Genomic DNA, 25,581 nt, shown 5'->3' on the forward strand with positions numbered 1-25,581 from the left:
TGCGTCAAGAGCACCCATCCTACCCTCACATTATGACGCGGGCATCTTGCCAGCACCATAAACATTACCTGTCAGGCACTCCCCGTGAGGGGCTTTTTCGCGCGGCAGGGACGCAGCGTACCCAAAACCACAACAGGCGCGCCCGTGATGGGGAGGCGCGCCTGTTGGGTTTGCGCAACCGGACGGGTGGTTCCGGCCGCTGGTTGCCGCCTCTAGGAGGCTCAGGCGGCACTTACCACGTAGGAGAGGTTAGCTACAGAAACCTCACCATCTCCTGCGAGGTAGTTGAGTTGGGCTCCATCCGGCAAAGACAGGCTGAAATCAACCAAGAGGGTGGATGGGTTATCAATGGTTCCCGCAGCAATAGTCCAACCTTCACCAGGAATGGTTGTTGTTGTTGTTGCTGTCGTGAGAGGAACCTCAACGGTCGATCCGGAGGCCGCAGGCGGCGTCAGCAGAATGCGCGTACCGCGCAAGGTTGCAACACCGACAAACAGTGAGTCAGCTCCGGAATCCTGTGAACTTTCAACAGCGGTTATTTTAATGGCCCCCGCACTTGTAGAAGAAAACGGAAGTCCTTCTTGGCCGGTAATGTTACCTGCTGCATCCACCCGAACGAGAGCTTTGCTGGGGAACGTGCACTGTATCTGTAAGGCCCAGTGAGCATAAAGAGTGGTGTCTGACGTTTTGTCCCACTTACCAAGTCCTTTGCCCTCTGTGTCGAAATACATTTTGTTCGCGCTATCAAAGTAGCCCAGAAACGAATAGCCATCTCTTTGTTTTGGGGGCGTCACTGAACCTAGATAAGCATCATAAACAACATCAAAGGTTTGATTCGGCTCTACGCCGTCGTTATCTAGCGTAATGGTATAGATAGAAGAGTTCTTTATGTTGATGCTGAGCATAGTGGGTCCCGTGTCCGCAAGAGCTTTTGCTTGAGGCAAAACAAGCATCAAAGCTGCCGAGAAAACAAGCAGAAACAAAAGCACAACGAGGAGGGGCCGGGTGTGTGGCTTTGAGATATGTCTCATGTCCGGCATTGCTGACACACTCCTTTCTTTCAGCTCCGCAGACGAGTAGCTGCGAAGTAGTAACTAGCGGTGTGAGGAAGTGAGGGACTCTGCCGGGGACACAGCCCCGGCAGATTCTGGATGTTGGATTAGAGGCAGAAGCAGGGGCAAACTCCCGTCGAGCCCGGAGCGTCGCTGGCTCTAGCATCGGGGTCCCCGTCCTTACCTCTATACATGAAGCCATTCGGGTTGTATGGAGTCACAGAGCGCTGCCACCAGTAGATCGCCCACGAGTAGGACTGGGGGTGCTTTACGAGGTTCGGATTGGCACCATAACTGTTAGGAACCTTTCCTTCCCAATATTCATACTGGTAACCCTCAGCTGTTAGCCACGCCCTACCTGCGAAGCTACCTCCAGTGTAGACTGAGTCTGAAAGCTCACGGTAGCTAGCCAGGAAGAGATAGTCTTGCGAGTATTCAACAATACTATATTGTGCATTCCAGGTAGGCCCATAGGCTTTGAGTACTTGAGCAATTTCCTTCCGTAGATCAACTGGAACCATGTTCCAGATTTCACCACCAGGGTTCATCTTTCTACGAAGTCCGCTTGCACCCCAGCCACCAGTGTTGGTAACACTTGTGGGATTCATCTCGTACGTCTGGTCAAGTAGATTCACAAACTGGAAGGTAAGACCAGCCTTGCTGCGACCGTCAGCAGACCGCTCTGAAAGTTCATCGTGATTGATGCCAATGATGCGCACATCGTAGGGAGTATCATCCCAAACAGTCTTGCACTCGTAAGTGTCCTCTTTAGTCATAAAGGATTGATACGCTGCTTTAATGTCTTGGTTGCCGCTTGCGATTGCGTTGGCATGTTCCTTGACTTCAGCTGCGGTGTACACCTCACCGGTAGTCTTGTCCTTTAGGTAGAAGGGCGATGACTCAACCTTACCGGATCCAAAGCCGAGAAGAGGCACCGTTTCAAAGGTGTACATTAAGGAGGCAAGTTTTTTCGTCTCGGTGTTTTTGGTAGCAACGCTCGGATTCACCTTGGCATTGGCAAGGTTGGTTGTGTCGTTGGTGAGGTTCAAGCGAAAGATAAAAGGAGATTTGGACTTGGGCTGTATGGTAAAAGCACTTGGATTATTGGGGGACGCAGTTTTAATGTCCTTATCGCATCCAAAATGCATTGCCTCTCCTTCGGCCCCTTCAGGATAGAGACTGAAAAGCTTTTGATTCGTAACAAGAGTGGCACCAGTATTCCCCACAAGAACGGTACTAACCTCTTCCTGCGTGCAATCAACTTGAGCCAGATAAACAGGAACATCCATGTTGTTTTCGAAGTACTCCTTTGATTGCATGGATGCCGGAGGATTAGCATCTGCCACATCGTAGGGAGTGTCTTTGCCAAAGGTGACACCAACGGGAGCTGTGACATTGAGTTGGGTTTCGCGAGCGTTAGCGAGATAGGCAGCAGGCAGGGGTACTTCGGAGTTGAGGATGGCAATGTCAGGTTCCCCTTCGGGATTTGGGGAGACTTCGACAATGCGAGTTGCGCGAGTGAGTTCGATGCCGTCCAAGGAAAGCACAGCGGTTACGTCTGTGGTGCCTGCTTTCTTGGCAGAGATGATACCATCTTCCACCGACAGAGGTGCAGCGGCGTAGGAGTAGGAAACTTCTATGGGGTCGGGTGCTTGGAGGTTAGCACCTTCGAGCAGGTTGGCTTCCTGACCAGCTTCAATAGTGAGGGTTTCTTCTGAGAGGGAGATACCGTAAGGCATGAGGTGGTTGTTGTCTGAGGGTATGCCTGGGTTCCAAGTATCTTCGGAGCCTGAGGGAACGTAGATCGAGACGTTGGTGCAGCCGGCGAGGGCGTCATTTGCTACTTCGGAGTTACCGAGAGCCACCACGCGCTCAAGGGTTGAACAAGAGGCAAAGGCGCGAGAGCCGATGGAGTTAATGCTGGCGGGAAGCCACACGTCTTTGAGGGAAGTAGCTTCGAAGGCGCGCTCGCCTATCTCGCGAAGAGTGTTCGGAAACTCGATAGCTGCGAGGTTGGCGCAGCCAGCGAAGGCTCCGTTGTTGATGGTGGTGATGGTTGTGGGGAGTTTCACGCTAGTGAGTGAGCCGCGGTTTGCGAAGGCGCTCTCAGCAATGGTGCTTACGCGGTAGGGGACGCCGTTGATCTCGGCAAATGACGGGATTTCAAGGTCGCCTTGCGGGTCATCTTTACCTTGCCAGGTGACTGCGAGCGTGTAATCGTTGAGCAAGGTGTAAGCGAGGCCGCTGGTTTCGTTGGTGTTCGCACTTGTGGTTGCACCAGGTTGAGCAGGCTCTGCGAAGTGCTGGAAGCCAGCCGCCTTCCAAACGGCCTTGCGAGCTGCGTAGTCCTGCCCCGCCGGAAGAGCTACAACTGCGGAAGCTTTGACTTCATCAGCGAAGGCCGTCGGGTCGATTGATTGAACATTCCCGAGCACAGTGATTGATGCCAGGTCTTTACAACCAGCAAGAGCATACTCACTGATAGATTCAGTCTCGGCTGGCAATACCACGGCCGTCCCGTAAGCCGAAGGAACCGCAACCAGGGTTTTGAGATCCTTGGTGAACAGCATCCTGTCATGTGAAGCAAATGCGGTGCTGCCATCCCCGGTGGTGAGTGAGGAGCCCGATTGGCACAGGGACAATGCCTGGGCAGAGACATGGGTTGTAGAACCAGGGATGGCGATAGCACCCTCCTTACCCTCGGGAATGAGTAGGAGATGCGAGTAGTCTTTCGTAAAGAGCATGCCGTCTAACGAAGAAAAGCCCTCACACTTGGGGCTTATCTGGACGTGCTTAAGTGACGAGATACCTTTGAGTGCCTCGTCGTCTATTGTTTGAATTGTTTCAGGAAGGGAGAGTGATTCTAGAGAAGAATCAGTGAATGCCCCCCCCCCCCCCCGAGGGATTTAAGGGTCGTGACAGTGTAGGTGTCGCTACCACTTACAACCTGGGTGGGGACGGAGATGGTTTTGAGATCGGTGGCAGAAATGCCAACCAGAGCGACGGACGTGCCGTCTTCGTTCACTTCAAAAATGAGACCTTCAGACACAAACGTGCCGAGTGTTGCTTTGGGAGTCCCTTGGACGAGTGGGAGTGATCCGGTTGTTTGAGAATCAAGAAGGGCGACCGAAGTCGCAAGAGATTCAGAGCTTGTGGTTCCCGAGGTTTCGCCTTGGGCGACTAAAGGCTCAGAAAGCCCCCCCCCCCCCGGAGATTTTCGGATTCTGCGGTACCTGCGAAGGCAGGTAGTGGGCCGGCAGCAAGCGCGAGTGTAAGCGTTACTACACACGCCGTTCTGCCGTACCGTGACATTCGGTTTCGCATGATTATCCCTTGTCCTTTTGTAGTGCTTCTTCCCGTGCATACCGCCGCGACATCGTTTCCCGGTCCGTCGCTTGCATGCGGCATATAGTCGGCATAGTAGCATGCGATTCGGGATTGTGAAGAGTGGCCCATCTTCCCTATCGACAGCAGAACCAAGCCCGCAATTCCCCATTCCCGCAGGTAGATTGTATCCCCCAGCCCGCAACAAGAGGCATTCCCTAAACTTCCAAGCCTCCACACTTTCTCCACAAAGTGTGACGCGCTTGCGCGCTACCTAATACGCCAAGACACCCCCACCTACCCTCACATTATGACGCGGACATATGCAGATAGTGTTAACCTTACCTGTTAGATCACCATCGTAGGGATGCTCTCCAGAGCATCCGCTCCGCCGAAGGCGGAGAGGGCGCTTCGTGAAGCGCCCCTACGAAGATTACCGTTCTAGTTATGTTTATCGTACACGGAATAGCCCCCGTCATAGTGGTAGGGAGGAAACAATCTCTTGGTGTAATGAGTAGCGCGATAGCGCGTCACATTTTTATTCCCCCAGCGCCACAACGCTTACACTGTGGAATCGGCGGCTTCTATGTGCCAGATGAGGGTGCCGTAGGCGAAGGAGCCTTCGGAGGCGGCGGCGGTTTCGAGAAGGGTTTTCATGCCGAGGTCGGTGAACGTGCCTTCCCACACCAGATCGATGCTTTCGGCGCTCGACGGCAACATGACGGGAGTGTCGAGCACAGCCTCCAGACCAAGCGGGGTGAAGCGGGCATCGTCGACGAAATGGGCTCCGGTCTGGGCCGACACGAGCGACCAGGTACCGGCTGGCAGGTCGGTGCTCGCCTTCTTCAGACGCACGCCCACAACCTCGGCCGGCGCTTCGGAGTTGTTGGCAAGCGACACCGAAATGCTCGCGGAGTTCGGGCCGTTTTGCCCCAAGATCAGCGAGACCAACGACGGCACCGTGATGCTCACCTGCGGAGCAGGCGGCTCGACGGGCTGTTCCTCTTCGACCGGGGGAACTTCGTCGGTGGGTTGGTCGGTGGCATCGGGGTTGAGCGTGGGGTCTGATGGCGTGGTAGCGTCGGGGTCGGTTGGAGTAGTGTCGTCGGGAGTAGTGGGGTCAGCCGGGTCGGTGGGGTTGGTTGGATCGTCAGGATTGGCTGGCTCTGTTGGAGTTGTAGGATCGTCGGGGTTGGTTGGTTCCGTTGGATTCGCAGGATCAGTGGGGTCAGTTGGCGTTGTTGCTTCGCCATCGGGGTTGGGAGCTGGGTTTTCGGGCTGATCGGTGCCCGTATCGGGCGCGTCGGGCGTGACGGGGACGTCGGGGTTTACGAGAGTGCGGCCGTCTTGGGCCCAGTCGTAGGCGCGCACTGCGGAATCGGTGCCGCGATACGTCGTGATGAGTGGTTCGGTAGGCGTCTCGGCGAAGCCGAAACAGGCCTTGGTTTTTGCATCGGGTGCAAACGTGAAATCGTCGGAGAGTTCTTTCAACTTGGCACAGTTGAAGAACGTGTGCGTCATGTCGAGTGCCGCGGGCACGCTGGCCAGTTCAGTGAGGTTTTCGCAGCCCTCGAACCAGTACGCAAGGCTCTTGGGTGCGATGACGTCAGCGAAGATGACGCGCTTGATATCGGCCGCGAACCCGGCTTTGAGCCATGGAACGCTTTTGGCGTCTTCGAATACAAGCGTGTCGCCTGCTCCGTCGACGACGAAGGTGCCGTCGTTCCAGAGTTCAGCCACAACGGCCGATGCGTCGTCCGCGCCGATGAACCACGTGCGGTCGTTGACCGGCTCCGTCGGTGTGACGGGTGCGGGGTCTTCGGCGGGAGGTTGCGGCTCGACCGCCGGCTCCGAGGGTGTTTCGACAGGCGTGTCACTTGGCGTGGACGTCTCGTCCGTTATCTCGGGAGTTCCAGGTTGCGGCAAGGATTCAGGTGTCTCAACAACAACCGGCGTACCCTCCCCCACCTGCGGAGTCTCGGCATAGCCCAACGAACCGAGAGGCAAAAACCCCACCACCAGCAGGCAAGTAAGCACGCAGGCCGCGCCAATCTTTAGCGCGGCCGCATGCAAAAATTTCTTATGTAGATCGTGCTTCATCATGAAGCAAAACCACAATCCTTAGCTTCTACTTTCTTGATCAAACTATGCGTATAGACCCCCACCAATAGTCCAAGTCAGAGTTGTCAAAGTGAACGGGTCAAACGTGTTAACGTTCTTTACTGCACCTGCAAACTTAATTGGAAGCTTGGAGGCAGATGCAACATCCCAACTAGCATCTGCAACCGTCAGCTTCGAACTCAGATCTTTATCAGCAGACGTGGTGCCAATTTTCAGCCATGCCGCATTTGCAGCTGTACTACTTGCGAATGCACTCGATTGATCGAGCAAGCTTCCAGCACTAGCCTCAATACTTACGACGTGAATCCCGTATGCCGAGCTTGTGTTCTCAATATAGAGCTCGCTATCGGCAGGAAATATAAGACTTCCATCAGCAGAACTGATACCAACAGTAAGGGTAGTAGGAACCGTTGCCGAAAGCTGTCCATCTACTTGGGCATTGATCGTAGTTTTGGCTGCATTGCTAGAATCAACACCTCCGTTAGAAACGCTAGGAGTAACCGCCGCTGCAAACGCCGGGGCCACACACATGCCTGTTAGCAGCGTGGCTGCGCATACTCCGGCAATACCCCTCTTCAAATTCGTGAACTTCATCCTTCTTGTCCTTTCCTCTGTGCCATTACGTTGTCGAACATGCTCTACGTATCTTCTCGCGGAAGGCCCCTTAGCCTTCTACGTGAATCACAATCTCGGCGGCCGCTTGGCCGGTCTGCTTGTGCGTTTCGCGATCGTAGCCCGTAAACGTTGCCACGGCGGTGTAGTCGCCCGGATCTAGGTCGCGCGTCAGCTTGATATTCTGAATGTGCTGATCAGGCGCCAGCGCACCAGACTCATACACCACTTCGCCCGAATCCTTCAGCGCGATGACCACCTTCTGATCCACCGGGTTGGCAGCGATGTTCTCAATGCGCGCCTCGCCCTCTGACGCGCCGTCGGGGAACTTGATGACGGCGGCAATGGAGATGTTCATCATGCCCTTTTTGACCTCTTCGTTCAGGGCGGCCTGAATTTCTTCCTTGCTCTTGCCCTCGAACTGGCCCTGCGAAGCGTTCGGGTCGAACCAGTCCTCAAGCGCGGGCTGCTGCGTCAGCACCACACCAGCCGTGACCGCCGCAACCACGGCGACCGCAGCCACCACGCCCGCGAAGGCGTGACGAGACAGGCCGAGGATTTTCCCCGCGCCCTTGGCAGCCTTGGCGGCCGCCCCCGCTGTGGTGGAAGAAGAATCAGAAGCTCCGGTTGCGGAACTTTGACCGGCAGGTGCCGATTCAGAAGGGACAGCGCCGCTCCCCTGCGCGCCGTCGGCCGCGTGGGCAGCCTGGCTGGAGGATGTGCTTGTGCTGTCGTCTACTGGAAGGCTCTGCGTGCTCTGACCATCTTGCGTGCTCATACGTAAAAAACTCCTCTGTTCTGGCTTCCATGAAGAAATCGTGGAAGCTTAGTGAGCTAAGATACGCCATGGGGGTGGCGGAAGTCAATGCTTTGAGGGAAGAAAATAACACCCCCGTGAAGTTTTTTCAACAAAAAATAACCCCTATGAACAGGGGTTATATATAACTAGAGCAATGGGATTAGAGGCGTTAAAGCGCTTCAAACGCCATTTTGGGCGCTGATGCGTGCCTAGAAAAACACCTTTGCGGCGTGTTCGTAGAAGCCTTCGCGTTGGTAGCGCAGAAGCACCGTGGGAGCCTCGCCGCGTGCGATATAAACACGCGTGACGGGGCTCTCGAATTCCAGAAGCTCGCCGTCGGCGAACAGCGTGACCTCGCGGGTGTCCGCATTGTGGGACAGGTCCATTTCCACCACGTCGTTGGCGGCGGTCACAATGGCGCGCGAATGCAGCGTATGGGGCGCGAGCGGCACCACCACCAGGCCTGCGAACCCGGGCGAGACCAGCGGGCCGCCAGCCGAGAGCGCGTAGGCCGTGGAGCCCGTGGCCGTGGCCACCACCAGTCCGTCGCCGCGCATGTCCGCGATATGTGCGCCCGAGATGTCCAGGCCGAAGTCGATGATGCGGCCGTTCGCACCACGGGTAACGGCCAGTTCGTTCAGGGCGAAGAACGTGCGCGGGGATTCGGGGGCTTCCAGCGACTGGGCCAAGGCGCTGAACTGGCCTTCCCCGTCGTTCGCCCAGGGGTCTTCCTCGCCTTCGCACACCACGTCGATGCGCAGGTTGGTGCGGTGTTCGGCCACCACGTCGCCCGCCAAGGCCGAGGCCACCACAGCAACCACACCCTCTTCGCTTGAATTCGCCAGGAAGCCGAGGCGACCGAAATTGATACCCAGAATGGGCACCCCGGTGGTGCCAATCTGGCGCGCCGTACGCAGGATGGTGCCATCACCGCCCAGCACCACCGCCATGTCGACACCCGCCGTCAACGCTGCGTTCACCTCTTCGTGGTCACAGCGGCACGACAACTCCGACGAATCAACCAGCGTGTAAGCCGCCCCCTGCGTGGCCAGGTACGTCGCCAGCAGAAGCGACGCGTCGATGGCCTGCGAGTTGGAATTATTGCGTACGATGAGGATGTGCATGAAGGTCCTCTTTCCGGGTTTGCTATGATGGGACATTATATCCGAAGGTCAAGAAAGCGTCCGTTCATGTCCGATAAGCTCGCACGAGCTCAACATACGCGCGTTGCCGATATGGCACATGGCGCTTCTAATCCTGCTCCCGCGGCGCGTCCGGGGGCTGCTGGTGCGCCCGCCGCTGCGGGTGACACGGCGCACGGCGAGGCTGCGCCTGTCGGACGGCGGGCGGCGGCGCACGCACGCGCAATCGACCCGGGATGCACGTCGGAGCTATTTGTGGGCGGACGCCACGCGGGGCTCGACCGCACGGTTATTGCCGCGAAGGTGGCAGACCAGGTGGTTCCGCGGCCTCAGCCGCGCCGTGCCGCGGTGCCGAAGGACGTGCGTGTGGATGGGTCGGGCGCGTATGCCAACCGTCCGGTTGCGGGTGGCGCGGGCGGAAGCCGTCGGCACGCGGGGGTTGACCGCACGGCGGCAGCGGGCGCGGGTGGCGGCGCGAGTGCGGCGGGCGCAGCCAACGCACCCGCCAACTCCCCCACCACCGACCCCGGTGCAACCGGCGCCATCTTCGTCGGCGGCCGCCACGCGGGCGTGGACAAAACGCTCGTGCGCACCGAGCAGCCCGCCCCCACCGATTCCGCCGCAGAAGTAGGTTCTTCGGCGGCGCTCATCAGCGTGTGCGTGATGATTTCCCGCGTGCTGGGTTTCGTGCGCACGTGGGCCATGGCCTTCGCGCTGGGCTCCACGCTGCTCGCCAGCTCCTACTCGGTAGCCTACAATCTGCCAAGCCTGCTGTATGAGCTGGTCATTGGAGGCATGCTGGTAACGGCCTTCCTGCCCGTGTACCTGTCAGTAAAAAAGAAGCTGGGGCAGCAAGCGTCAAACGAGTACGCGTCGAATCTGCTCACTATTGTAGTAGTGTTCCTGGGCGTGGTGTCGGCGCTCTGCATCGCGTTCCCCTCGGTGGTTATTTACACGCAGAGTTTCTACTCCGACCAGGCGGAGATGTCGGACGCGGTGTTCTTCTTCCAGTTCTTCGCCATACAAATTGTGTTCTACGGCGCGGGTGCCATCATATCGGGCCTGCTCAACGCGAACCGCGACTACCTGTGGTCGTCCATAGCGCCGGCGGCGAACAACGTTATTGTCATTGCATCGTTTCTGCTGTATGTGCTGGTGGCGCCTCAGAACCAGCAACTTGCGCTCTACATTATTGCCATCGGCAACCCGCTTGGCGTGTTTGTGCAGCTGGCTATTCAACTGCCGGCGCTCAAAAAGAATGGCATCCGCATCCGCCCGCGCATCAACTTCCGCGACCCGGCGCTGCGCGAGACGCTGGGCATTGGCATTCCCACGGTGTTTGTGATGGTGTGCTCGTTTGCCGTGGTGTCGGTGCAGAACGCCGCGGCGTACAGCTTCGCCGACAACGGGCCGTCCATCCTCACGTACGCGCGCCTGTGGTTCACGCTGCCCTATTCGTTCTTGGCGGTGCCCATCACCACGGCCATGTTCACCGAGCTAGCCGACATGCAGGCCGAAGGCAACGCTGCGGGCGTGAAGCGCGGCATTGTGAGCGGCACGAACCAAATTCTGTTCTTCATGATTCCGTTCGCGATGTACCTTATGGTGTTTGCGTTGCCGCTGGTCACGCTTTACAACGCGGGCGCGTTTACCATGGAGAACGTATCGTCGGTCGCGTCGTATCTGGCCGTGTGGGCGTTCGCGCTGCCGCTCTACGGCGTGAACACGTACCTGCAAAAAATATTCAGCAGCCTGCGGAAGATGGGCGTGTTCGCGGCGTTCAACTTCGTGGCGGGCGCGGTGCAGATTGGCCTCACCATGTTTGGCGCGGCGAACATCGGGCGCTTCCCTATTGAGATTATCGCGGTGGCCGAGGTCATGTTTTACGTGGTGGCCGATATCTGCCTGTTCGCGTACCTGCGGCACCGCCTGGGGCCGTTTGGCCTACGCTCGGTGGCGAAGGCGGTGCTGTCGGGCCTGGTGTTTGGCGGGCTGGGTGCCGCGGCGGGCGGCGGCGTGCTGTTCGCGCTGCAGACGTTTGTGGGGCCGCTGTCGGGCTCCATCCCGCAGGCGTTCGCCTACGTGATTGCTGGCGGCGTGGTGGCGCTCGTGGTGACGTTTGGCCTGTCCATGAAGCTACACGTGCCCGAGGCAGCGTTCGTTACCTCCATTGTTGGCAAGGTGAAGGGGAAGCTGGGGCGCGGCAGGGGTTAGCAGCGGCGTCTGGCTGGCGATAATGCGCGGGCAAGATACACGCTGGCGCGCCGTGCGTTAGGAATGATGACGCACGCGAGCTAGTGCGACCGCGGCAACAACCGCACTACCTGCGGCAATAGCTGCCACCATGCCTGCCACAAGCATTGCATTCCTGGGAACTGCATCACCCGTTGCAGCTAACGTCGCCCGAGACGATACCTTCGAAGGCTTCGTTACCGACGCACAACCCGCCGAACCCGCCCCGCCTGAGCCGCCCGTCCCCGCCGGAGGCGTGGGCTGCACATCAGACGAAGGTATGGGTTCGAACAGCGCATTCACCGTCATATCTTTCGTCACATAGTCGAAGGGCTGATCCCACCCAACGAACCGATACCCCTCGGGCACCGTCACCACCGGAGCCGTGGCCGCCCCGAACAGCTTGATGGTTTCCGTCGCCAGCGGTGCGCCATCGAACCCGCGGAAAGCCACCTGGCGCGTGGCCGTGATGTTGAACGACCCATCCGTATTAAGCGTGCCTATTTCCTCTTCGTTCTCATACACCGGCACCGCGTCGTAGATAACAAGGTTCTGGTACGTGATGAGTTGATGCAGGTCAGTGGCCCCAAAGGGAGCAACGATGGCGAGCGTGGCGGTGGTGCCCACCGCAATGCCGCCAATCGGGATAGGCGCGCCGAACATCACCTGCGACAGATCGAGGATGCCGCCGTACACCGTAATGGGGCCTTTGACATCGGCGCGCGGCCCCAGCACGAGCCGCGCCTTCTGCCACACGTGCGCCGCTTGGATGGGCCCATCGACGCGGACTACCGCTCGGTCGAACACGTCCACGCCAGCGTCCCCGGTCTCAATAGTGATGCTGCCGTCGCCGCCGATGGCGTCGTCGCGTACGGTATCCACCTGAAACACCTCATTGTTCGTGCCGCTCACCACAAACGTGGTCGCGCGCTTCACCGTGAGCGTGGAAATGCGCACGTTCGCGCCGATGCCGACCGTTTGCACCTGGTCGCCGACCACCACCGCCCCCGCCGGAGCATCCGCGCTTGACATACCCTGAATGGTGACGCCATTTGCAGTAATGGTGAGCGTTGAGCCATCCCATTCAAACGAGTCTGTAGGCCCCTCAACCTCAAACGGGCCAGCAACCTCCGCAAACGCCCGCCCGGGCACCAGCGCACAACACACCGCCAGCACAAACACAGCTACACACCAATAAACAAGCGAACGAGAGAGCGGCTTGGCACGCATGAGAACTCCTTGGGTTTCGACCTACTTACCGCCCAAGCCTAGCACGCGCCTCCCTCCGACCAGCCATTCCGTCACACCCCCGAAACTCCCACCACCAACCCGTTACCCACCCCTCGCAACATTTTTGCATCACTCACTGAACAAATTTGTTCAGTCATTGAACATTTTTATTCAGTCCCTTAGTATGGCTCTAAACAGAAAGGACAAGCCATGCAGCCTCACTTTCAACGAAGCATCGTAAATACTCTGGTAGAACGCCTCCAGGAGCCGCGGCGTTTTATTCAAGTCATTGTGGGCCCACGCCAAACCGGAAAGACCACCGCGGTCAGGCAAGCTTTGGAAACCGAAACACGCCCCGTGCGATTCGTTCGCGCTTCGCAAGACATTCCTGCAACGCAGGACTGGCTTCGGCGTGAATGGGGCGAAGCGCGGCGCCTCGCCGCTTTAGAGGGGTGTGCTCTGCTGGTAGTGGATGAGGTTCAGATGGTGTCGCAGTGGTCGGCTGTAGTAAAGGCGCTTTGGGACGAAGATACCGACAAAGGAACCAACCTTCTTGTGGTGCTTACCGGCTCATCGTCGCTGCTTCTACAAAAGGGACTGCGCGAGGGGCTGACCGGCCGATTTGAGATTATCTCCTGCCTGCAGTGGGATTTCAACGAATGCGCTGAGGCCTTCGGATTCACCTTGGACGAGTATCTCTATTTCGGTGGGTATCCGGGCGCGGCGCCCCTCAAGAACGACAAGGATCGTTGGCTCGATTACTTGCAGAACTCCATCATTGCGCCGAGCGTACTCAAAGATGTTATCTCGCTTGACCGTGTCACGAAGCCCGCCCTCATGGAGGCCCTGTTCACCTTGGGGTCAGCCTATTCCGGACAAGAGGTTTCGTACCGAAAGTTGCTCGGCCAGCTTGACGATGCAGGAAACGCCACCACTGTTGCGCACTATCTGTCGCTGCTTTCGGATGCCGGTTTGCTCAGCGGGCTTCAAAAGTATACCGAGAAGCTCATGAAAACGCGCGCCTCTTCGCCACGACTTATCGCACACGATACCTCGCTCATGGTGGCGTCATACGGCCGCTATCGCGAATTCCTACTTTCTGACCCGGACCGACGCGGACATCTTGTCGAAAGCGCCGTCGGCGGATACCTGCTCAAACGCGCAATCAAGGAGCATTTCGACGTATGCTGGTGGCGCGAGGGGAACGATGAAGTGGATTTCGTCATTCAGGACGGCATGGCGCGAACCGCCATTGAGGTGAAAAGCGGCAAGATCAAAAGCCTTGGCGGCCTTGACGCATTTACGCGCCGCTACCCTGACACGCACACACTCGTCGTAGGCTCGAGCGAGGCGCCCCTCGAAGATTTTCTTTTGGGGCGCATTCCGCTGTTCTAAGGTTGGGATTCGGGAGGGGGGTTGCAACAAAAGCCCCGTCCCGCTGCATAAAAGTGTGACGCGCTTCGTGCTATTGAATATGCCAGAATGTTATGCGCATCCCCATCATCATGACGAGGGCATGATCTCCCCTGGTTAACGTACTTGTTTGGCTATCCCCGTAGGAGTGCTATCAGCGACGGCGCGCAGCGCCTAGTCCCTTTAGGGAAGCACCCGTTCGCGCGGAGCGCGAAAACGCAGGTCTCGGTTGGGTTCTCCGCCTTCGGCGGAGAGGGCGCTTCGTGATGAAACGCCCCTACGAAGGTTACCTTTTTAGTTAGATTTATGGTACATGAAAGAGCCCTCGCCATAGTGGTCGGGAGGGCAACCACTTTGTGGTTTATTTAGATAGCGCGAAGCGCGTCACACTTTGCGCAGCGTGAGTGCGGCATCCAAGCTGGCCGCCACACTCCTGCGGCCAACCTCATGCAGTGCGGCCGAAACGCTTTACGCTACCTGCGTTTTCGGGGCCAACTTCTCACTCGTCTTGCCGAAGAATACCTCGTACCAGCAGAGGAAGCAGTAGATGTTCCAGATGCGCATCATCTTGAGTTTGCCGCGGCCTTCCACCGTCGAGAAGTCGGCGGACTTGTGGTCGTCGAGCATCTGCACCAGGTAGTCCACGTTGAAGAACTCGTGTGCGGCTTCGCTCGTGAACGCTTCCTTGATGCGGTCGTAGTAGAGGTCGGTCTGCAGCCACACCGTGAGCGGGGTGATGAACGGCTGCTTCGGCATGTTCGCCACCTTCTTCTGGAAGCCCAGTTTGCTTGCAGCCACGCGCAGGGCGTACTTCGCGTGCTCGTCGTCCACGCGGCACGCGGTGGGCAGTTGCAGCGCCACGTCGAGCACCTTCTTGTCGAGGAACGGCACGCGCAGCTCAAGCGACTGCGACATGGACATTTTGTCCGCCTTCAGGCAGATGTCGAAGGGCATGTAGCTGACCATATCCACGTACTGCGTCTGCGTGATGATGTCGAGGTTCTGCTTCGCGGCCTCGTCGAAGTGCGGCTTGCACCACTCCCACGGGCGGCATGGGCCCTCGTAGTCGCGCAGCACGTTGGGAATCTCGTCCCACATGTAGTTCATGGACGCGCGCTGGTAGCTCTTCTCCGGCCCGCCCGAGCCGCGCATGGCGAAGCGGCGGCCATGGAACGGCGGCAGCTTCTCGGCAATGGCGCCCGCGGCGGCGCGCAGGGGGCGCGGCACGCGGAAGTACTTGTCGAACTCGAACTGGTCGTGGTAGATCCAGTAGCCGCCGAACAGCTCGTCGGCGCCCTCGCCCGACTGCACCACCTTCACCTGCTCGCGCGCCAGCTTGCTCACGAAGAACAGCGGGATGGCGCTCGGCGCGCCCAAGGGCTCGTCCATGTGGTACTGCTCGGTGGGCACGATGTCGAGGAATTCCTCGGCCGTCACCTTCACCTGCTTGTTCGGCAGATGCGCCCACTCGGCGAACGCGGTGGCATCCTCCAGCTCGTTCAACTTGATGTCGAAGTCGGGCAGAGCGTTGATCTCGGCCAGCTTGTCCTCGCAGCCGATGTCGTAGCCCACCGAGAACGTCTTGATGTCCGGCGCGTGCTGCCCCATGCAAAACGCGGCGAGCGAGCTGTCGATGCCGCCCGATAAGAAGCTGCCTATTTCCACGTCAGCAATCTCGTGCGCCGCCACGGATTCGTCGAACACGCGGTTGATCTCGTCGGCCCATTCGTCGAGGCTCTTCGACTCGTCGATCTTGTACGTGATGTGGTAGTAGCACTCGGTGGACAGCTGGCCGTTCTCGAATACCATGAAATGGCCGGGCAGCAGCTTGTGCACATCTTTGAACATGGTCTGCGAGTCGTTCATGTACTCGAAGCACAGGTACTGCGGCAACTGCTCGCGATTGAGTTCCTTGTGGAACGCGGGGTGCGCGAGGAACGCCTTGATTTCGCTGCCGTAGATGAGGCGGCCTTCGTCGTGCTGGTAGTAGAACGGCTTGATGCCGAAGATGTCGCGGGCGCACACGAGGCGCTTGTTCGACGCATCCCAGATGGCGATAGCGAACATGCCGCGCAACTTTTCGAAAACGTCAGTCCCCCACGCTTCGTAGCCGTGTACGATGGTCTCGGTGTCGCCGTTCGTCTTGAACGCGTAGCCCAGGCCCTCCAGCTCCGCGCGCAGCTCCTGGAAGTTGTAGATTTCACCGTTGAACGTGACCGTAATGGTGCCGTCGGCGTTTTGCATGGGCTGGTGCGAGCCTTCAAGGTCGATGATACTCAGGCGACGGAAGCCCATCGCAATGTCGTCGGTGACGAAGAAGCCCTCGTCGTCGGGCCCGCGGTGCGCAATGCGGTCGGCCATATCCTTCACAACCGCTCTGTTCGTCTCAACGTCATAATCAACCGCGGTAAATCCCACGAATCCGCACATCTGCCAATGCTCCTGTTCTGCTCGTCCGTATCCCCCGGTATGATACGCTAACCCGTCCAATCCCCCAAGATAGACAATGGAAACCCCATATCAAAGATGGCGTCCGATGTCGTAATACTGGCGCGGAAATCGGGGTTTTTCGCCCAAAATGTCGTAATACTGGCCCGTTATTACGACATTTGAAGCGGTTTATTACGACATCGTTGACTAATGAGTAGTTGAATTACGAAAGAAACGTCAACAGGTGTTTGACTCTGGAAAACTGAGAAGGGATTTTTGTGCTTGCGGCGTGCGTTCGGCAGCGGGGACTTATCTGTGGGATAATGGCAGATCAACAAGTACAACAGGGAAAGAGACAACCGAGCTATGACCATGCAGAACCCCCGTATTGTTTCCGCCGCTGAGGTGGCGCGTCGTTTGCAGCCCGTCATTGTGGGCGGCGACATCCTCGCGTACAGCTACGTGCGCGAGCTGCATCGCGCATATGGCGTCGAGCGCACCATTGTGCTGGCCACGCAGGACATCAAGATGCTCTCAGCCAGCCGTTTCACCGACTATCGCCTGGAACCGCACATCCATGAGGCAGAGGGCCTCTACGATGCGCTCGAGCGCACGGCCGCCAGCGTGCTTGCGGAAGACCCCAGCCGCGTGCTGCTCGTACTCGGCTGCGACGACTGCCACGCGCGCATGCTCTCCGCCGGCAAGCAGCGCCTCGAAGCGGCGGGCTACACAGTGCCTTACATCGACTTCGACCTGCTCGACGACATCACGCAGAAGCGCCGCTTCTACGAGCTGTGCGACGAGCTGGACATTCCCTACCCGCACACCTGGTACTTCTCGTGCGGCGAAGACGGCCCCACCGAGCTGCCGGTCAACGACTTCCCCTACCCGCTCATCGCGAAGCCGTCGAACTCGGCGCAGTTCCAGGATGCCACCATCGAGGGCTGGCGCAAGATCTACGAGATTGAGTCGCCTGAGGAACTGGCGCAGGTGTGGCACAATATCCGCACATCGGATTACACCAACGAACTGGTGCTGCAGGACTTCATCCCCGGAGGCGACGACGCCATCCGCACCCTCACCACGTTCTCGGATGCCTCGGGCGAGTTGCGCGTCGTGTCCGGCGGCGTTGTGTGCCTACAAGATCACGACCCCACCGCGCTCGGCAACCCCGTGTGCATCATGGGCGAGCGCGAAGAAGCCATCATCGAGGCGGCGAAGCGCTTCCTCAAGCGCACCGGCTACCGCGGCTTCGCGAACTTCGACATCAAGTACGACGAACGCGACGGCTCCTTCCGCTTCTTCGAGGTGAACACCCGCTGCGGCCGCAACACCTACTATATGAGCCTGGGCGGCCAAAACTTCGTCGAACTCATCGTGCGCGAGTTCCTGTTGGGCGAGCCCATCGAGTACCGCGAAGCGTACAACCCGTTCGTGTATTCCTGCGTGCCGCGCTACGTGCTCGACCGCAGCATGGAGAACCGTGCGCGCCTCCAGCAAGCACTCGAAGTGCTGCGCCACACGTCAGAGCCCTACCCGCTGCACTACGCGCCCGACTCCCTCGTCCACAACTTCTGGGCCCGCGCCATGCACGTGAACCAAATCCCCAAGTTCAAACGCTTCTACTGGAACACCAACGGCAAACAGCTGAAATAGAAGGAGCCTAAGATGAGGCGCGCAGGATTGATAGCCATGATTGCTACACTGGGCGCCTATGGCCTTCTTCGGTGGTGAGGATTACCGGGCCATCCTCCGTGATGGCTACCGTTTTCTCGAAGTGGGCGCTGGGGCGGCCGTCGCGGGTGGAGACGAGCCAGCCGTCGGACATCTGGCGGGTCTTGTACGTACCCAGGTTGATCATGGGCTCAATGGCCAGCACCATGCCCGGCTCCAGGTGCACGCCCGTGTGCTTGCGACCGAAGTTCGGCACGTTGGGGTCCTCGTGCATGTCGCGGCCGATGCCGTGGCCCACGTAGTCGCGTACCACACCAAAACCCGCCGCCTCAGCCAATGACTGAATGGCGTGCCCCACATCGCCCAGGTAGTTGCCCGGGCGCGCCGCCTCAAGGCCGGCCCACATGCAGCGTTCAGTCACATCCAGTAGCCGCTGCTTCTCAGGCGAAATCTTCCCCACCGCGTACGTCCAGGCGTTATCCCCCACCCAGCCGTCCACAATGGCCCCGGTGTCAATAGAGATGATGTCGCCTTCCTGCAGCACCACACTAGCCGACGGGATGCCATGCATCACCTGCTCGTTCACCGACGCGCAGATGGAACCCGGGAAGCCGCCATAGCCCTTGAACGCCGGGATGCCGCCCTCGGCGCGAATGAGCATTTCAGCCAGTTCATCCAGCTCCAACGTGGACACGCCCGGCCGCACTGCCGCGCCCACTTCGCGCAGCACCTTAGCCGACACGCGGCCGGCTTCCTTCATGGCCTCAATCTCGGCCGGCGACTTCTTGATGATCATGCCTCGCGCACCTTTCTTGCCCCGTCGCATATATACCGCCGCCCAGTATAACACTCCCCCGCGTCCACCTTCGGCCGCTTCCGCGTCGTAACGACCTTTGTACAGCCTGGAAACGACGTCCCGTGCGCCCGCACCAGACATACGCTGCCGTCCTAGCATGAAACGGAATCACGCGCGCCAGCCGAGGGCCGACGCGCTCCGTCAGCAAGAAGGAGGCAGTATGAACCCGTTCGACGAAAAGCCGACGAAATCCCTAGAAGACATGATGCTCGATTGGAAAGAACTCGCGCCCAAGCCCTACGACAAGCTGGAGGCCGACCCCTACACGAAGGCCCGCATCATCCTCATGAACGGCATTGAGGTGGAAGCGGTCATGTTCGGCCACAACTTCCACCGCAACTGCGAGAACAACGACCTGCGCCGCGAAATCGCCCTCGTGCGCCGCATCGAGCAGGGCCAGCAGAAGCACGTGAACTGGCTCTCCCCCTCCAACGAAACCACGCTGGAACTCACCATCGGCTACGAGCAGCTGGCCGTCGACCTCACAGCATGGCTCGCCATGCACGAGCCCGATGAGTACGCGAAGGCTTGCATGGACTTCGCCCTGCTTGAGGACTTCGACCACCTGTACCGCTACTCCAACCTGCTCAAGTTCGACGAGGACCTGCCGGCGCACAAGCTGGTGCGTGACACCATTGAAATCACGCCTGGCCGCCCCACCATCGCGCACCATCGCCATCCCTTCGACGCCGTGCGCATGCCACGCAACGCCAAGACGGCCGACATCCGCACGACGCTGGGCGCGCTCATCCTCACGGCCGGCGAGCAGCAGACGATGAACTTCTACATGAACTTGGGCAACACGGTGCCCGAAGGCGCCGGCCGCGACCTCTACCAGGAAATTGGCATGGTGGAAGAAGAGCACGTCACACATTACGGTTCGCTGCTTGACCCGTCGTGCACGTGGCTGCAAAACATGCTGCTGCGCGAGTACATGGAATGCTACCTGTACTACTCGTTCTACGAAACCGAGGTGGACGCCTACACGAAGAAGATCTGGGGTCATCACTTCGAGCAGGAAGTTGCACACCTGCACAAGGCCGCCGAACTGCTACAGAAGTACGAGGGTATGGAATGGCAGCAGCTCATCCCAGAAGGCGAGTTCCCGGAGCTGTTGGATTTCCATCCCACGAAGGATTACGTGCGCGAGGTACTGGCCGAGCAGGTCACGCTCACCGCGCAGGACGAAGAATTCGTCGAGGTGGACGACCTGCCGAACGATTTCCGTTTCTTCTCATGGAACGCGCATGTGAACGGCCGTGTGCAAGATGTCCCGAGCCACCGCGTCATTCGCGACACGCAGAAGAAGGACGGCGAAGACTACCGCCTGGAGGACGCCGAAAGCCCCATCCCCGAGCTGCGTAGCCGCACGGAGGACAATACCAAGCTCGGCCGCATTCAAGGTGCCGGCCACGACCTGGGCAAGGGTGGCGCACAAACGGAAGAGGTAGAAGAAGTAGAAGTTGTCATGGCGTAACTAAACTAGCTTGAAATAAAAAAGAACCCGCGGAGTACTTCGCGGGTTCTTTTTGTGTCGCGTGCTGAACGGTTATTCAGCGGCTTCGGTGTAGTTGCGGTTCACGGAGGAATCCACCGGAACGCCCGGGCCCATGGTGGAGGACACGGCGATGGACTTCACGTACTTGCCCTTGGCCGCGGCAGGCTTCATGCGCAGGATCTCGTCATACACCGCACCGTAGTTCTCGGCCAGCTGCTCAGCGGTGAAGCTCACCTTGCCGAGGATGACGTGCGCAATGCCGTAGCGGTCGGCGCGATACTCCACGCGGCCGCCCTTGAGCTCGTTGATGGCCTTCGCCACGTCGTTGGTAACGGTGCCCAGCTTCGGGTTCGGCATGAGACCACGGGGGCCGAGGATCTTACCCAGACGGCCAACCTTGCCCATCTGATCCGGCGTAGCCACGGCGGCGTCGAAGTTGAACTCGCCAGCCTGGATCTGAGCCATAAGCTCGTCGGTGCCCACGATGTCGGCGCCGGCTTCCTCAGCAGCACGAGCCGCTTCGCCCTCAGCGAACACGGCCACGCGCACGCTCTTGCCCGAGCCGTTCGGCAGGCTTACCGTGCCACGCAGCTGCTGGTCGGCCTGACGGGTGTCGATGCCCAGGCGGAAGTCGGCCTGCACCGTCTCGTCAAACTTAGCCGATGCAACCTCCTTGACCAGCTGCATTGCCGCAAGCGGCGTGTAGGGAGTCTCGGCAACCTTCTCGGCTGCGGCGAGGTAGTTCTTACCATGCTTCGTCATAATAGTTCCTTTCGTGGTTCGTAGCGGACGCCTCGCGCCCTTCCACTGTCATCTTGCACGCCTCACGCGGCTCTCGACCGGCGAGGTAGTACCCAAACATACACGCACAAACACAGAAAAAGTGGCGTTCGCGGGAACGCCACCTTCGCTTAGTCTTCGTCAAGTTCCTTGCCGGAGAGCATGGCAGCCACCTTACGGGACGGCACATACTTCTTCTTCATCTCGCGGCCCTCGATGCGCACGCCCATGGAGCGCGCCGTGCCGGCGATGATCTCCATAGCAGCCTCCACCGTGTTGGCGTTGAGGTCGGGCATCTTAAGCTCGGCGATCTCGCGGAGCTGATCTTCGGTCAGCGTACCCACGCTGGTGATCTGCGGAATGCCGGAGCCACTCTTGATGCCCAGCTTCTCCTTGATGAGGATAGCCGCGGGCGGGGTCTTGCACACAAAGGTGAACGACTTGTCCTCGTACACCGTGATTTCGACCGGGATGATAGTGCCGGACTGATCCTGCGTCTGAGCGTTGAACGCCTGGCAGAACTGCATGATGTTGACGCCCTGAGCACCCAGAGCCGGGCCGACCGGAGGAGCCGGGTTTGCCGCACCGGCGGGAATCTGAAGCTTAATAAAGCCGGTTGCTTTCTTTTCAGCCATGAGAGTTATCCTTTCAGCTGATCAATCAGTGTGAACGTATATCGACGAAGCAGCGTGTGCGTGAGAAGCCCCGGTCCACTGCGGGCACGCTGCCGCTTACATCCTCGTAGTGCTAAATCTTTGCCACCTGGTCGAACGACAGTTCCACGGGGGTTTCGCGTCCGAAGATGGACACCATAACCTTCACCTTGCCAGCTTCCGGCATAACCTCGGAAACCACACCGTCGAACTCGGCCAGAGGACCGGACACTACCTTCACCGACTGCCCCACCTCGATAGAAGACGAGGTCTTCTTCGGAGCGCCAGCGCGCGGCTTGCCCATGCCCATAATCTTATTGTATTCCTCACGCGTCAGCGGAGCGGGGTTGCCTTGGCTTCCCACGAACCCGGTAACGCCGGGGGTATTGCGAACAGCGGCCCAGCTGCGGTCGTCCAACTCCATTCGGACAAGCACGTAGCCCGGGAACACCTTTTTCTCGCTCTCAACGCGACGTCCGCCCTCTTTGATTTCCGTCACCATTTCGGTGGGGATTTCAATGGCGAACACGTTGTTCTCAAGACCCATGGTCTCGATGCGCGTCTCAAGGTTTTTCTTCACCTTGTTCTCGTAGCCCGAGTAGGTGTGCAGGACATACCACTTCTTCGACATGTCCTACGCCCCCAGCCCAGAAATAGCTACGAGCAGCGGCGTAATAATAACGTTGTCGAGCAGAGCCACATACACGCCGAAGAACAAAAGCGCAACCACCACAACAACGCTCCAACGGAACACGTCTTGCTTGGTCGGCCACGTCACGCGCTTCATTTCCGCGCGGACATCCTTCAGGAAACCGAAGCGGCGCTTCTTAGGCTTAGCTTCGGACTTCTTTTCGATTTGCTTCTCGCTCTTTTTTTCCTGCTTGTCAGCGGCAGGGGCCTCGGCCTTGTCGGCCTTCTTGAAAAACCGCTTCTTGGGTTCGGTTGCAGCGGCATCAGCCTCGGCGACGTCTTTAGCCTCGACTTTAGCGGCCTGAGCTTCGCGCGCCTGTTCCTTGCGTGCAGCACGGGCGGCAGAAGCCTTCGCTCGTTGTGTCTTTGATTTCTTTGCCATCTGATTCCTTCGCCCGAGAACCCGGGTAATTTCGTATCGGTCTTAAACGCCAAACAAGCAGCCTGATTCCAAGCTGCTCATACAAGCAACCTGAATGCAAGCTGCTTCCAGATAAACAAGCTGGCAGGCCAGGAGGGACTCGAACCCCCAACATGCGGTTTTGGAGACCGCCGCTCTACCAATTGGAGCTACTGGCCTATTGCTTGCTTCTTCCCTGAAACGCTATCGAGTTTCCTTGTGCAGCGTATGATGTCCGCACCACTTGCAATATTTCTTCAACTCGATGCGATCAGGATTGTTCTGCTTGTTCTTCTTGGTCGTGTAATTGCGACGCTTGCAATCGGTGCAGGCCAAGGTGACCAACGTGCGCATGAATTCTCCTCTAATCGCTTACGTACGAGCTTGATAACGTTTCCGGATACACATGAATTTTCAAGAAGCGGGGCTCGCAGGCGTGCGAGCCCCGCGCTTAGCAGCAAAGCAGTGTTACTTGATGATCTTCGTAACACGACCGGAGCCAACGGTGCGGCCACCCTCGCGGATAGCGAAACGCAGGCCCTCTTCCATTGCGATCGGGTGAATGAGCTCGCCCTTGATCTCAATGTTGTCGCCAGGCATAACCATCTCGGTGCCCTCGGGGAGGTGAGCAACACCCGTGACGTCCGTCGTGCGGAAGTAGAACTGCGGACGGTAGCCATCGAAGAACGGCGTGTGACGGCCGCCCTCTTCCTTCGTCAGGATGTAGACCTGGCCCTCAAACTCGGTGTGCGGGGTCACGCTACCAGGCTTGCAGAGAACCTGGCCACGCACGATCTCTTCGCGCTTGATGCCGCGGAGCAGGCAGCCGATGTTGTCGCCAGCCTGAGCCTCGTCGAGCAGCTTGCGGAACATCTCGATGCCGGTGCAAACCGTGTTCTGGGTCTCCTTGATGCCGATGATCTCCAGCGGGTCGTTGACATGCAGCGTACCGCGCTCCACACGACCGGTGGCAACGGTGCCGCGGCCGGTGATGGTCATCGTGTCCTCGACAGCCATCAGGAACGGCTTGTCGATGTCGCGCTCCGGCGTGGGGATGTAGGAATCCACCGCGTCCATGAGCTCCCAGACCTTTTCCTGCCACTCTTTGTCGCCCTCGAGGGCCTTCAGAGCGGAACCACGAATGATCGGGGTGTCGTCGCCCGGGAACTCGTAGCTGTCGAGCAGCTCACGAACTTCCATCTCGACGAGCTCGAGGAGCTCCTCGTCGTCGACCATGTCGCACTTGTTCAGGAACACCACGATGTAGGGCACGCCGACCTGACGGGCGAGCAGGATGTGCTCGCGGGTCTGGGCCATGGGGCCGTCGGTGGCGGCGATTACGAGGATGGCACCGTCCATCTGGGCCGCACCCGTGATCATGTTCTTGACGTAGTCAGCGTGACCGGGGCAGTCAACGTGAGCGTAGTGACGGGCGTCGGTCTCGTACTCGATGTGAGCAATGGAGATCGTGATGCCGCGCTCGCGCTCCTCGGGAGCCTTGTCAATGTTCTCGAAAGCCGTGAAGTCCGCACGAGCGGAGCCGTGGCTACCGTCATTCTCGGACAGGGTCTTCGAGATGGCGGCCGTGAGAGTGGTCTTACCATGGTCAACGTGACCGATGGTGCCGATGTTCACATGCGGCTTTCCACGCTCGAACTTCTCCTTAGCCATGTGTCATCCTCCTTATTAAAGGTTCACGTAAGTGAATTCAAACCAAAATAATGACGCGCCCAAGGTGGGCGCGGGAATAAAGCAAATGGTAGCGGTGACTGGATTTGAACCAGTGACGCCACGGGTATGAACCGTGTGCTCTGACCAACTGAGCTACACCGCCATGTTTTGAAATGGAGCCTGCGATCGGACTTGAACCGACGACCTCTTCCTTACCAAGGAAGTGCTCTACCGACTGAGCTACACAGGCAAAAAATGGTGGGAGCGCTAGGATTCGAACCTAGGTAAGCATAGCTAACGGGTTTACAGCCCGTCCCCTTTAACCACTCGGGCACACTCCCATGTTTCGCCCAATTCATGTGTATTTATCAAGCTGCCTGTCGCGTGTTTCGGGCTTTCCGAACGCGCGAGCAGATGAATAATACGCTAGGAATACGTACGTGTCAACTATCTACACGCCCCCGGGTGTGTCTTCACGATTCCTCCTTTTTTTCGAGCGGGAGGAATGTGTTTTCCCAGGTAATGATGACGTTGCGTACGCTACACCCACAGGGGAAGCGCATCATCGTTGCCATTATCGCGCAGATTTCTCTTTATGCGTTAAGAAATTTCTCAACAAGTATAACGGGACACGTCCCAACAAACGCAACCCGTACAGCACGACGTAGCTCTTATGGCGCACCCACACACGCCTTACTATATATAAGGTAAGGGGAAACGAGTTTTGGTGGATAAATGGTTCTTTACTATATATAAGGTAAGAGAAGAGGCTCGCGATGGCACTCTGCGTTGCGAAAGCACCCCCCCTTCTTTCAAAAGTGTGACGCGCTATCGCGCTGGGTAATATGCCACGAGTTCTCTCGATTCCTTACCTTACGACGCGGGTTTGTTCTCCGCCTTCGGCGGAGAGGGCGCTTCGTGATGAAGCGCCCCTCATATACTCTTTATGTCGCCAGATTTATGGCGAGTACGTCCTTTCCAATGTAGGTTGCATGTGAGATAAA

At 58.4% G+C, this 25,581-nt stretch carries 19 protein-coding genes, 4 tRNA genes and 1 pseudogene; 4 read left to right on the plus strand and 20 right to left on the minus strand.

Annotated features, from left to right (window positions below; all coding sequences use genetic code 11):
* Positions 1 to 221 precede the first annotated feature (221 nt).
* The 7 genes and pseudogenes from QNJ86_RS08685 to QNJ86_RS08710 form a co-directional block, all read right to left on the minus strand.
* Positions 222 to 1,040, minus strand: coding sequence for an InlB B-repeat-containing protein (locus QNJ86_RS08685; RefSeq protein ID WP_283832218.1), 819 nt, complete (start codon positions 1,038 to 1,040; stop codon positions 222 to 224).
* Between the two features lie 119 nt (positions 1,041 to 1,159).
* Positions 1,160 to 3,796: a leucine-rich repeat protein gene (locus QNJ86_RS08690; protein WP_283832219.1), complete on the minus strand. Its 2,637-nt coding sequence runs from the start codon at positions 3,794 to 3,796 to the stop codon at positions 1,160 to 1,162.
* Between the two features lie 36 nt (positions 3,797 to 3,832).
* Positions 3,833 to 3,958: pseudogene (locus tag QNJ86_RS13910) on the minus strand (hypothetical protein); the annotation flags it as partial.
* A gap of 979 nt (positions 3,959 to 4,937) precedes the next feature.
* Positions 4,938 to 6,479 (minus strand): hypothetical protein, encoded by a 1,542-nt coding sequence (locus QNJ86_RS08695; protein ID WP_283832220.1) that lies wholly within the window; start codon positions 6,477 to 6,479, stop codon positions 4,938 to 4,940.
* A gap of 42 nt (positions 6,480 to 6,521) precedes the next feature.
* The gene (locus QNJ86_RS08700; RefSeq protein WP_283832221.1) at positions 6,522 to 7,091 is read right to left on the minus strand and encodes a hypothetical protein; all 570 of its coding nucleotides are present in this window, start codon (positions 7,089 to 7,091) and stop codon (positions 6,522 to 6,524) included.
* Between the two features lie 70 nt (positions 7,092 to 7,161).
* Positions 7,162 to 7,887 (minus strand): flagellar protein FliS, encoded by a 726-nt coding sequence (locus tag QNJ86_RS08705; RefSeq protein WP_283832222.1) that lies wholly within the window; start codon positions 7,885 to 7,887, stop codon positions 7,162 to 7,164.
* 230 nt (positions 7,888 to 8,117) lie between these two features.
* Entirely contained in the window at positions 8,118 to 9,032 is a 915-nt protein-coding gene (locus tag QNJ86_RS08710) for an NAD(+)/NADH kinase (RefSeq protein ID WP_283832223.1), read from the minus strand.
* A gap of 66 nt (positions 9,033 to 9,098) precedes the next feature.
* On the opposite strand from QNJ86_RS08710, the gene murJ reads away from it, so the two are divergent.
* Positions 9,099 to 11,264, plus strand: a complete 2,166-nt coding sequence (gene murJ / locus QNJ86_RS08715; protein ID WP_283832224.1) for a murein biosynthesis integral membrane protein MurJ — start codon at positions 9,099 to 9,101, stop codon at positions 11,262 to 11,264.
* A 57-nt stretch (positions 11,265 to 11,321) separates the two neighbouring features.
* On the opposite strand, the gene QNJ86_RS08720 is transcribed toward murJ, so the two are convergent.
* Positions 11,322 to 12,512, minus strand: coding sequence for a hypothetical protein (locus QNJ86_RS08720; protein WP_283832225.1), 1,191 nt, complete (start codon positions 12,510 to 12,512; stop codon positions 11,322 to 11,324).
* A gap of 210 nt (positions 12,513 to 12,722) precedes the next feature.
* On the opposite strand from QNJ86_RS08720, the gene QNJ86_RS08725 reads away from it, so the two are divergent.
* Positions 12,723 to 13,907 carry an ATP-binding protein gene (locus QNJ86_RS08725; protein ID WP_283832226.1) on the plus strand — a complete coding sequence of 395 codons (1,185 nt, stop codon included), beginning with the start codon at positions 12,723 to 12,725 and terminating at the stop codon, positions 13,905 to 13,907.
* A gap of 486 nt (positions 13,908 to 14,393) precedes the next feature.
* Here the strand turns inward: QNJ86_RS08725 and asnB are convergent, their stop codons facing one another.
* Complete coding sequence (gene asnB, locus QNJ86_RS08730; protein ID WP_283832227.1) at positions 14,394 to 16,355, minus strand: asparagine synthase (glutamine-hydrolyzing); 1,962 nt, start codon at positions 16,353 to 16,355, stop codon at positions 14,394 to 14,396.
* 366 nt (positions 16,356 to 16,721) lie between these two features.
* Between asnB and QNJ86_RS08735 the strand changes: the two genes are divergently transcribed.
* A complete protein-coding gene (locus QNJ86_RS08735; RefSeq protein WP_283832228.1) occupies positions 16,722 to 18,011 on the plus strand; it encodes a carboxylate--amine ligase in 1,290 nt (429 codons plus the stop codon).
* A 43-nt stretch (positions 18,012 to 18,054) separates the two neighbouring features.
* Here the strand turns inward: QNJ86_RS08735 and map are convergent, their stop codons facing one another.
* Positions 18,055 to 18,825, minus strand: coding sequence for a type I methionyl aminopeptidase (map, locus tag QNJ86_RS08740; RefSeq protein WP_283832229.1), 771 nt, complete (start codon positions 18,823 to 18,825; stop codon positions 18,055 to 18,057).
* Between the two features lie 220 nt (positions 18,826 to 19,045).
* Between map and QNJ86_RS08745 the strand changes: the two genes are divergently transcribed.
* The gene (locus tag QNJ86_RS08745) at positions 19,046 to 20,362 is read left to right on the plus strand and encodes a hypothetical protein (protein WP_283832230.1); all 1,317 of its coding nucleotides are present in this window, start codon (positions 19,046 to 19,048) and stop codon (positions 20,360 to 20,362) included.
* A 72-nt stretch (positions 20,363 to 20,434) separates the two neighbouring features.
* Here QNJ86_RS08745 and rplA read toward each other — a convergent pair whose 3' ends face one another.
* The 10 genes from rplA to QNJ86_RS08795 all read right to left on the minus strand — a co-directional run bounded on the left by rplA (position 20,435) and on the right by QNJ86_RS08795 (position 24,918).
* On the minus strand, positions 20,435 to 21,145 hold the full coding sequence (gene rplA / locus QNJ86_RS08750) for a 50S ribosomal protein L1 (RefSeq protein WP_283832231.1): 711 nt from the start codon (positions 21,143 to 21,145) through the stop codon (positions 20,435 to 20,437).
* A gap of 149 nt (positions 21,146 to 21,294) precedes the next feature.
* Positions 21,295 to 21,798 (minus strand): 50S ribosomal protein L11, encoded by a 504-nt coding sequence (rplK, locus tag QNJ86_RS08755; protein ID WP_283832232.1) that lies wholly within the window; start codon positions 21,796 to 21,798, stop codon positions 21,295 to 21,297.
* A gap of 112 nt (positions 21,799 to 21,910) precedes the next feature.
* Positions 21,911 to 22,447 (minus strand): transcription termination/antitermination protein NusG, encoded by a 537-nt coding sequence (gene nusG / locus QNJ86_RS08760; RefSeq protein ID WP_283832233.1) that lies wholly within the window; start codon positions 22,445 to 22,447, stop codon positions 21,911 to 21,913.
* Positions 22,448 to 22,450: 3 nt separating this feature from the next.
* The gene (gene secE / locus QNJ86_RS08765) at positions 22,451 to 22,888 is read right to left on the minus strand and encodes a preprotein translocase subunit SecE (protein WP_283832234.1); all 438 of its coding nucleotides are present in this window, start codon (positions 22,886 to 22,888) and stop codon (positions 22,451 to 22,453) included.
* Positions 22,889 to 23,009: 121 nt separating this feature from the next.
* Positions 23,010 to 23,086, minus strand: a tRNA-Trp gene (locus QNJ86_RS08770).
* 24 nt (positions 23,087 to 23,110) lie between these two features.
* Positions 23,111 to 23,260, minus strand: a complete 150-nt coding sequence (gene rpmG / locus QNJ86_RS08775) for a 50S ribosomal protein L33 (protein ID WP_283832235.1) — start codon at positions 23,258 to 23,260, stop codon at positions 23,111 to 23,113.
* A gap of 114 nt (positions 23,261 to 23,374) precedes the next feature.
* The gene (gene tuf, locus QNJ86_RS08780; RefSeq protein WP_283832236.1) at positions 23,375 to 24,577 is read right to left on the minus strand and encodes an elongation factor Tu; all 1,203 of its coding nucleotides are present in this window, start codon (positions 24,575 to 24,577) and stop codon (positions 23,375 to 23,377) included.
* A gap of 86 nt (positions 24,578 to 24,663) precedes the next feature.
* A tRNA-Met gene (locus QNJ86_RS08785) sits at positions 24,664 to 24,740 on the minus strand.
* 11 nt (positions 24,741 to 24,751) lie between these two features.
* Positions 24,752 to 24,827, minus strand: a tRNA-Thr gene (locus QNJ86_RS08790).
* Positions 24,828 to 24,833: 6 nt separating this feature from the next.
* A tRNA-Tyr gene (locus tag QNJ86_RS08795) sits at positions 24,834 to 24,918 on the minus strand.
* Positions 24,919 to 25,581: the final 663 nt, after the last annotated feature.

Origin of the sequence: Gordonibacter faecis (assembly GCF_030077735.1) — a bacterium.
Classification (GTDB): domain Bacteria; phylum Actinomycetota; class Coriobacteriia; order Coriobacteriales; family Eggerthellaceae; genus Gordonibacter; species Gordonibacter faecis.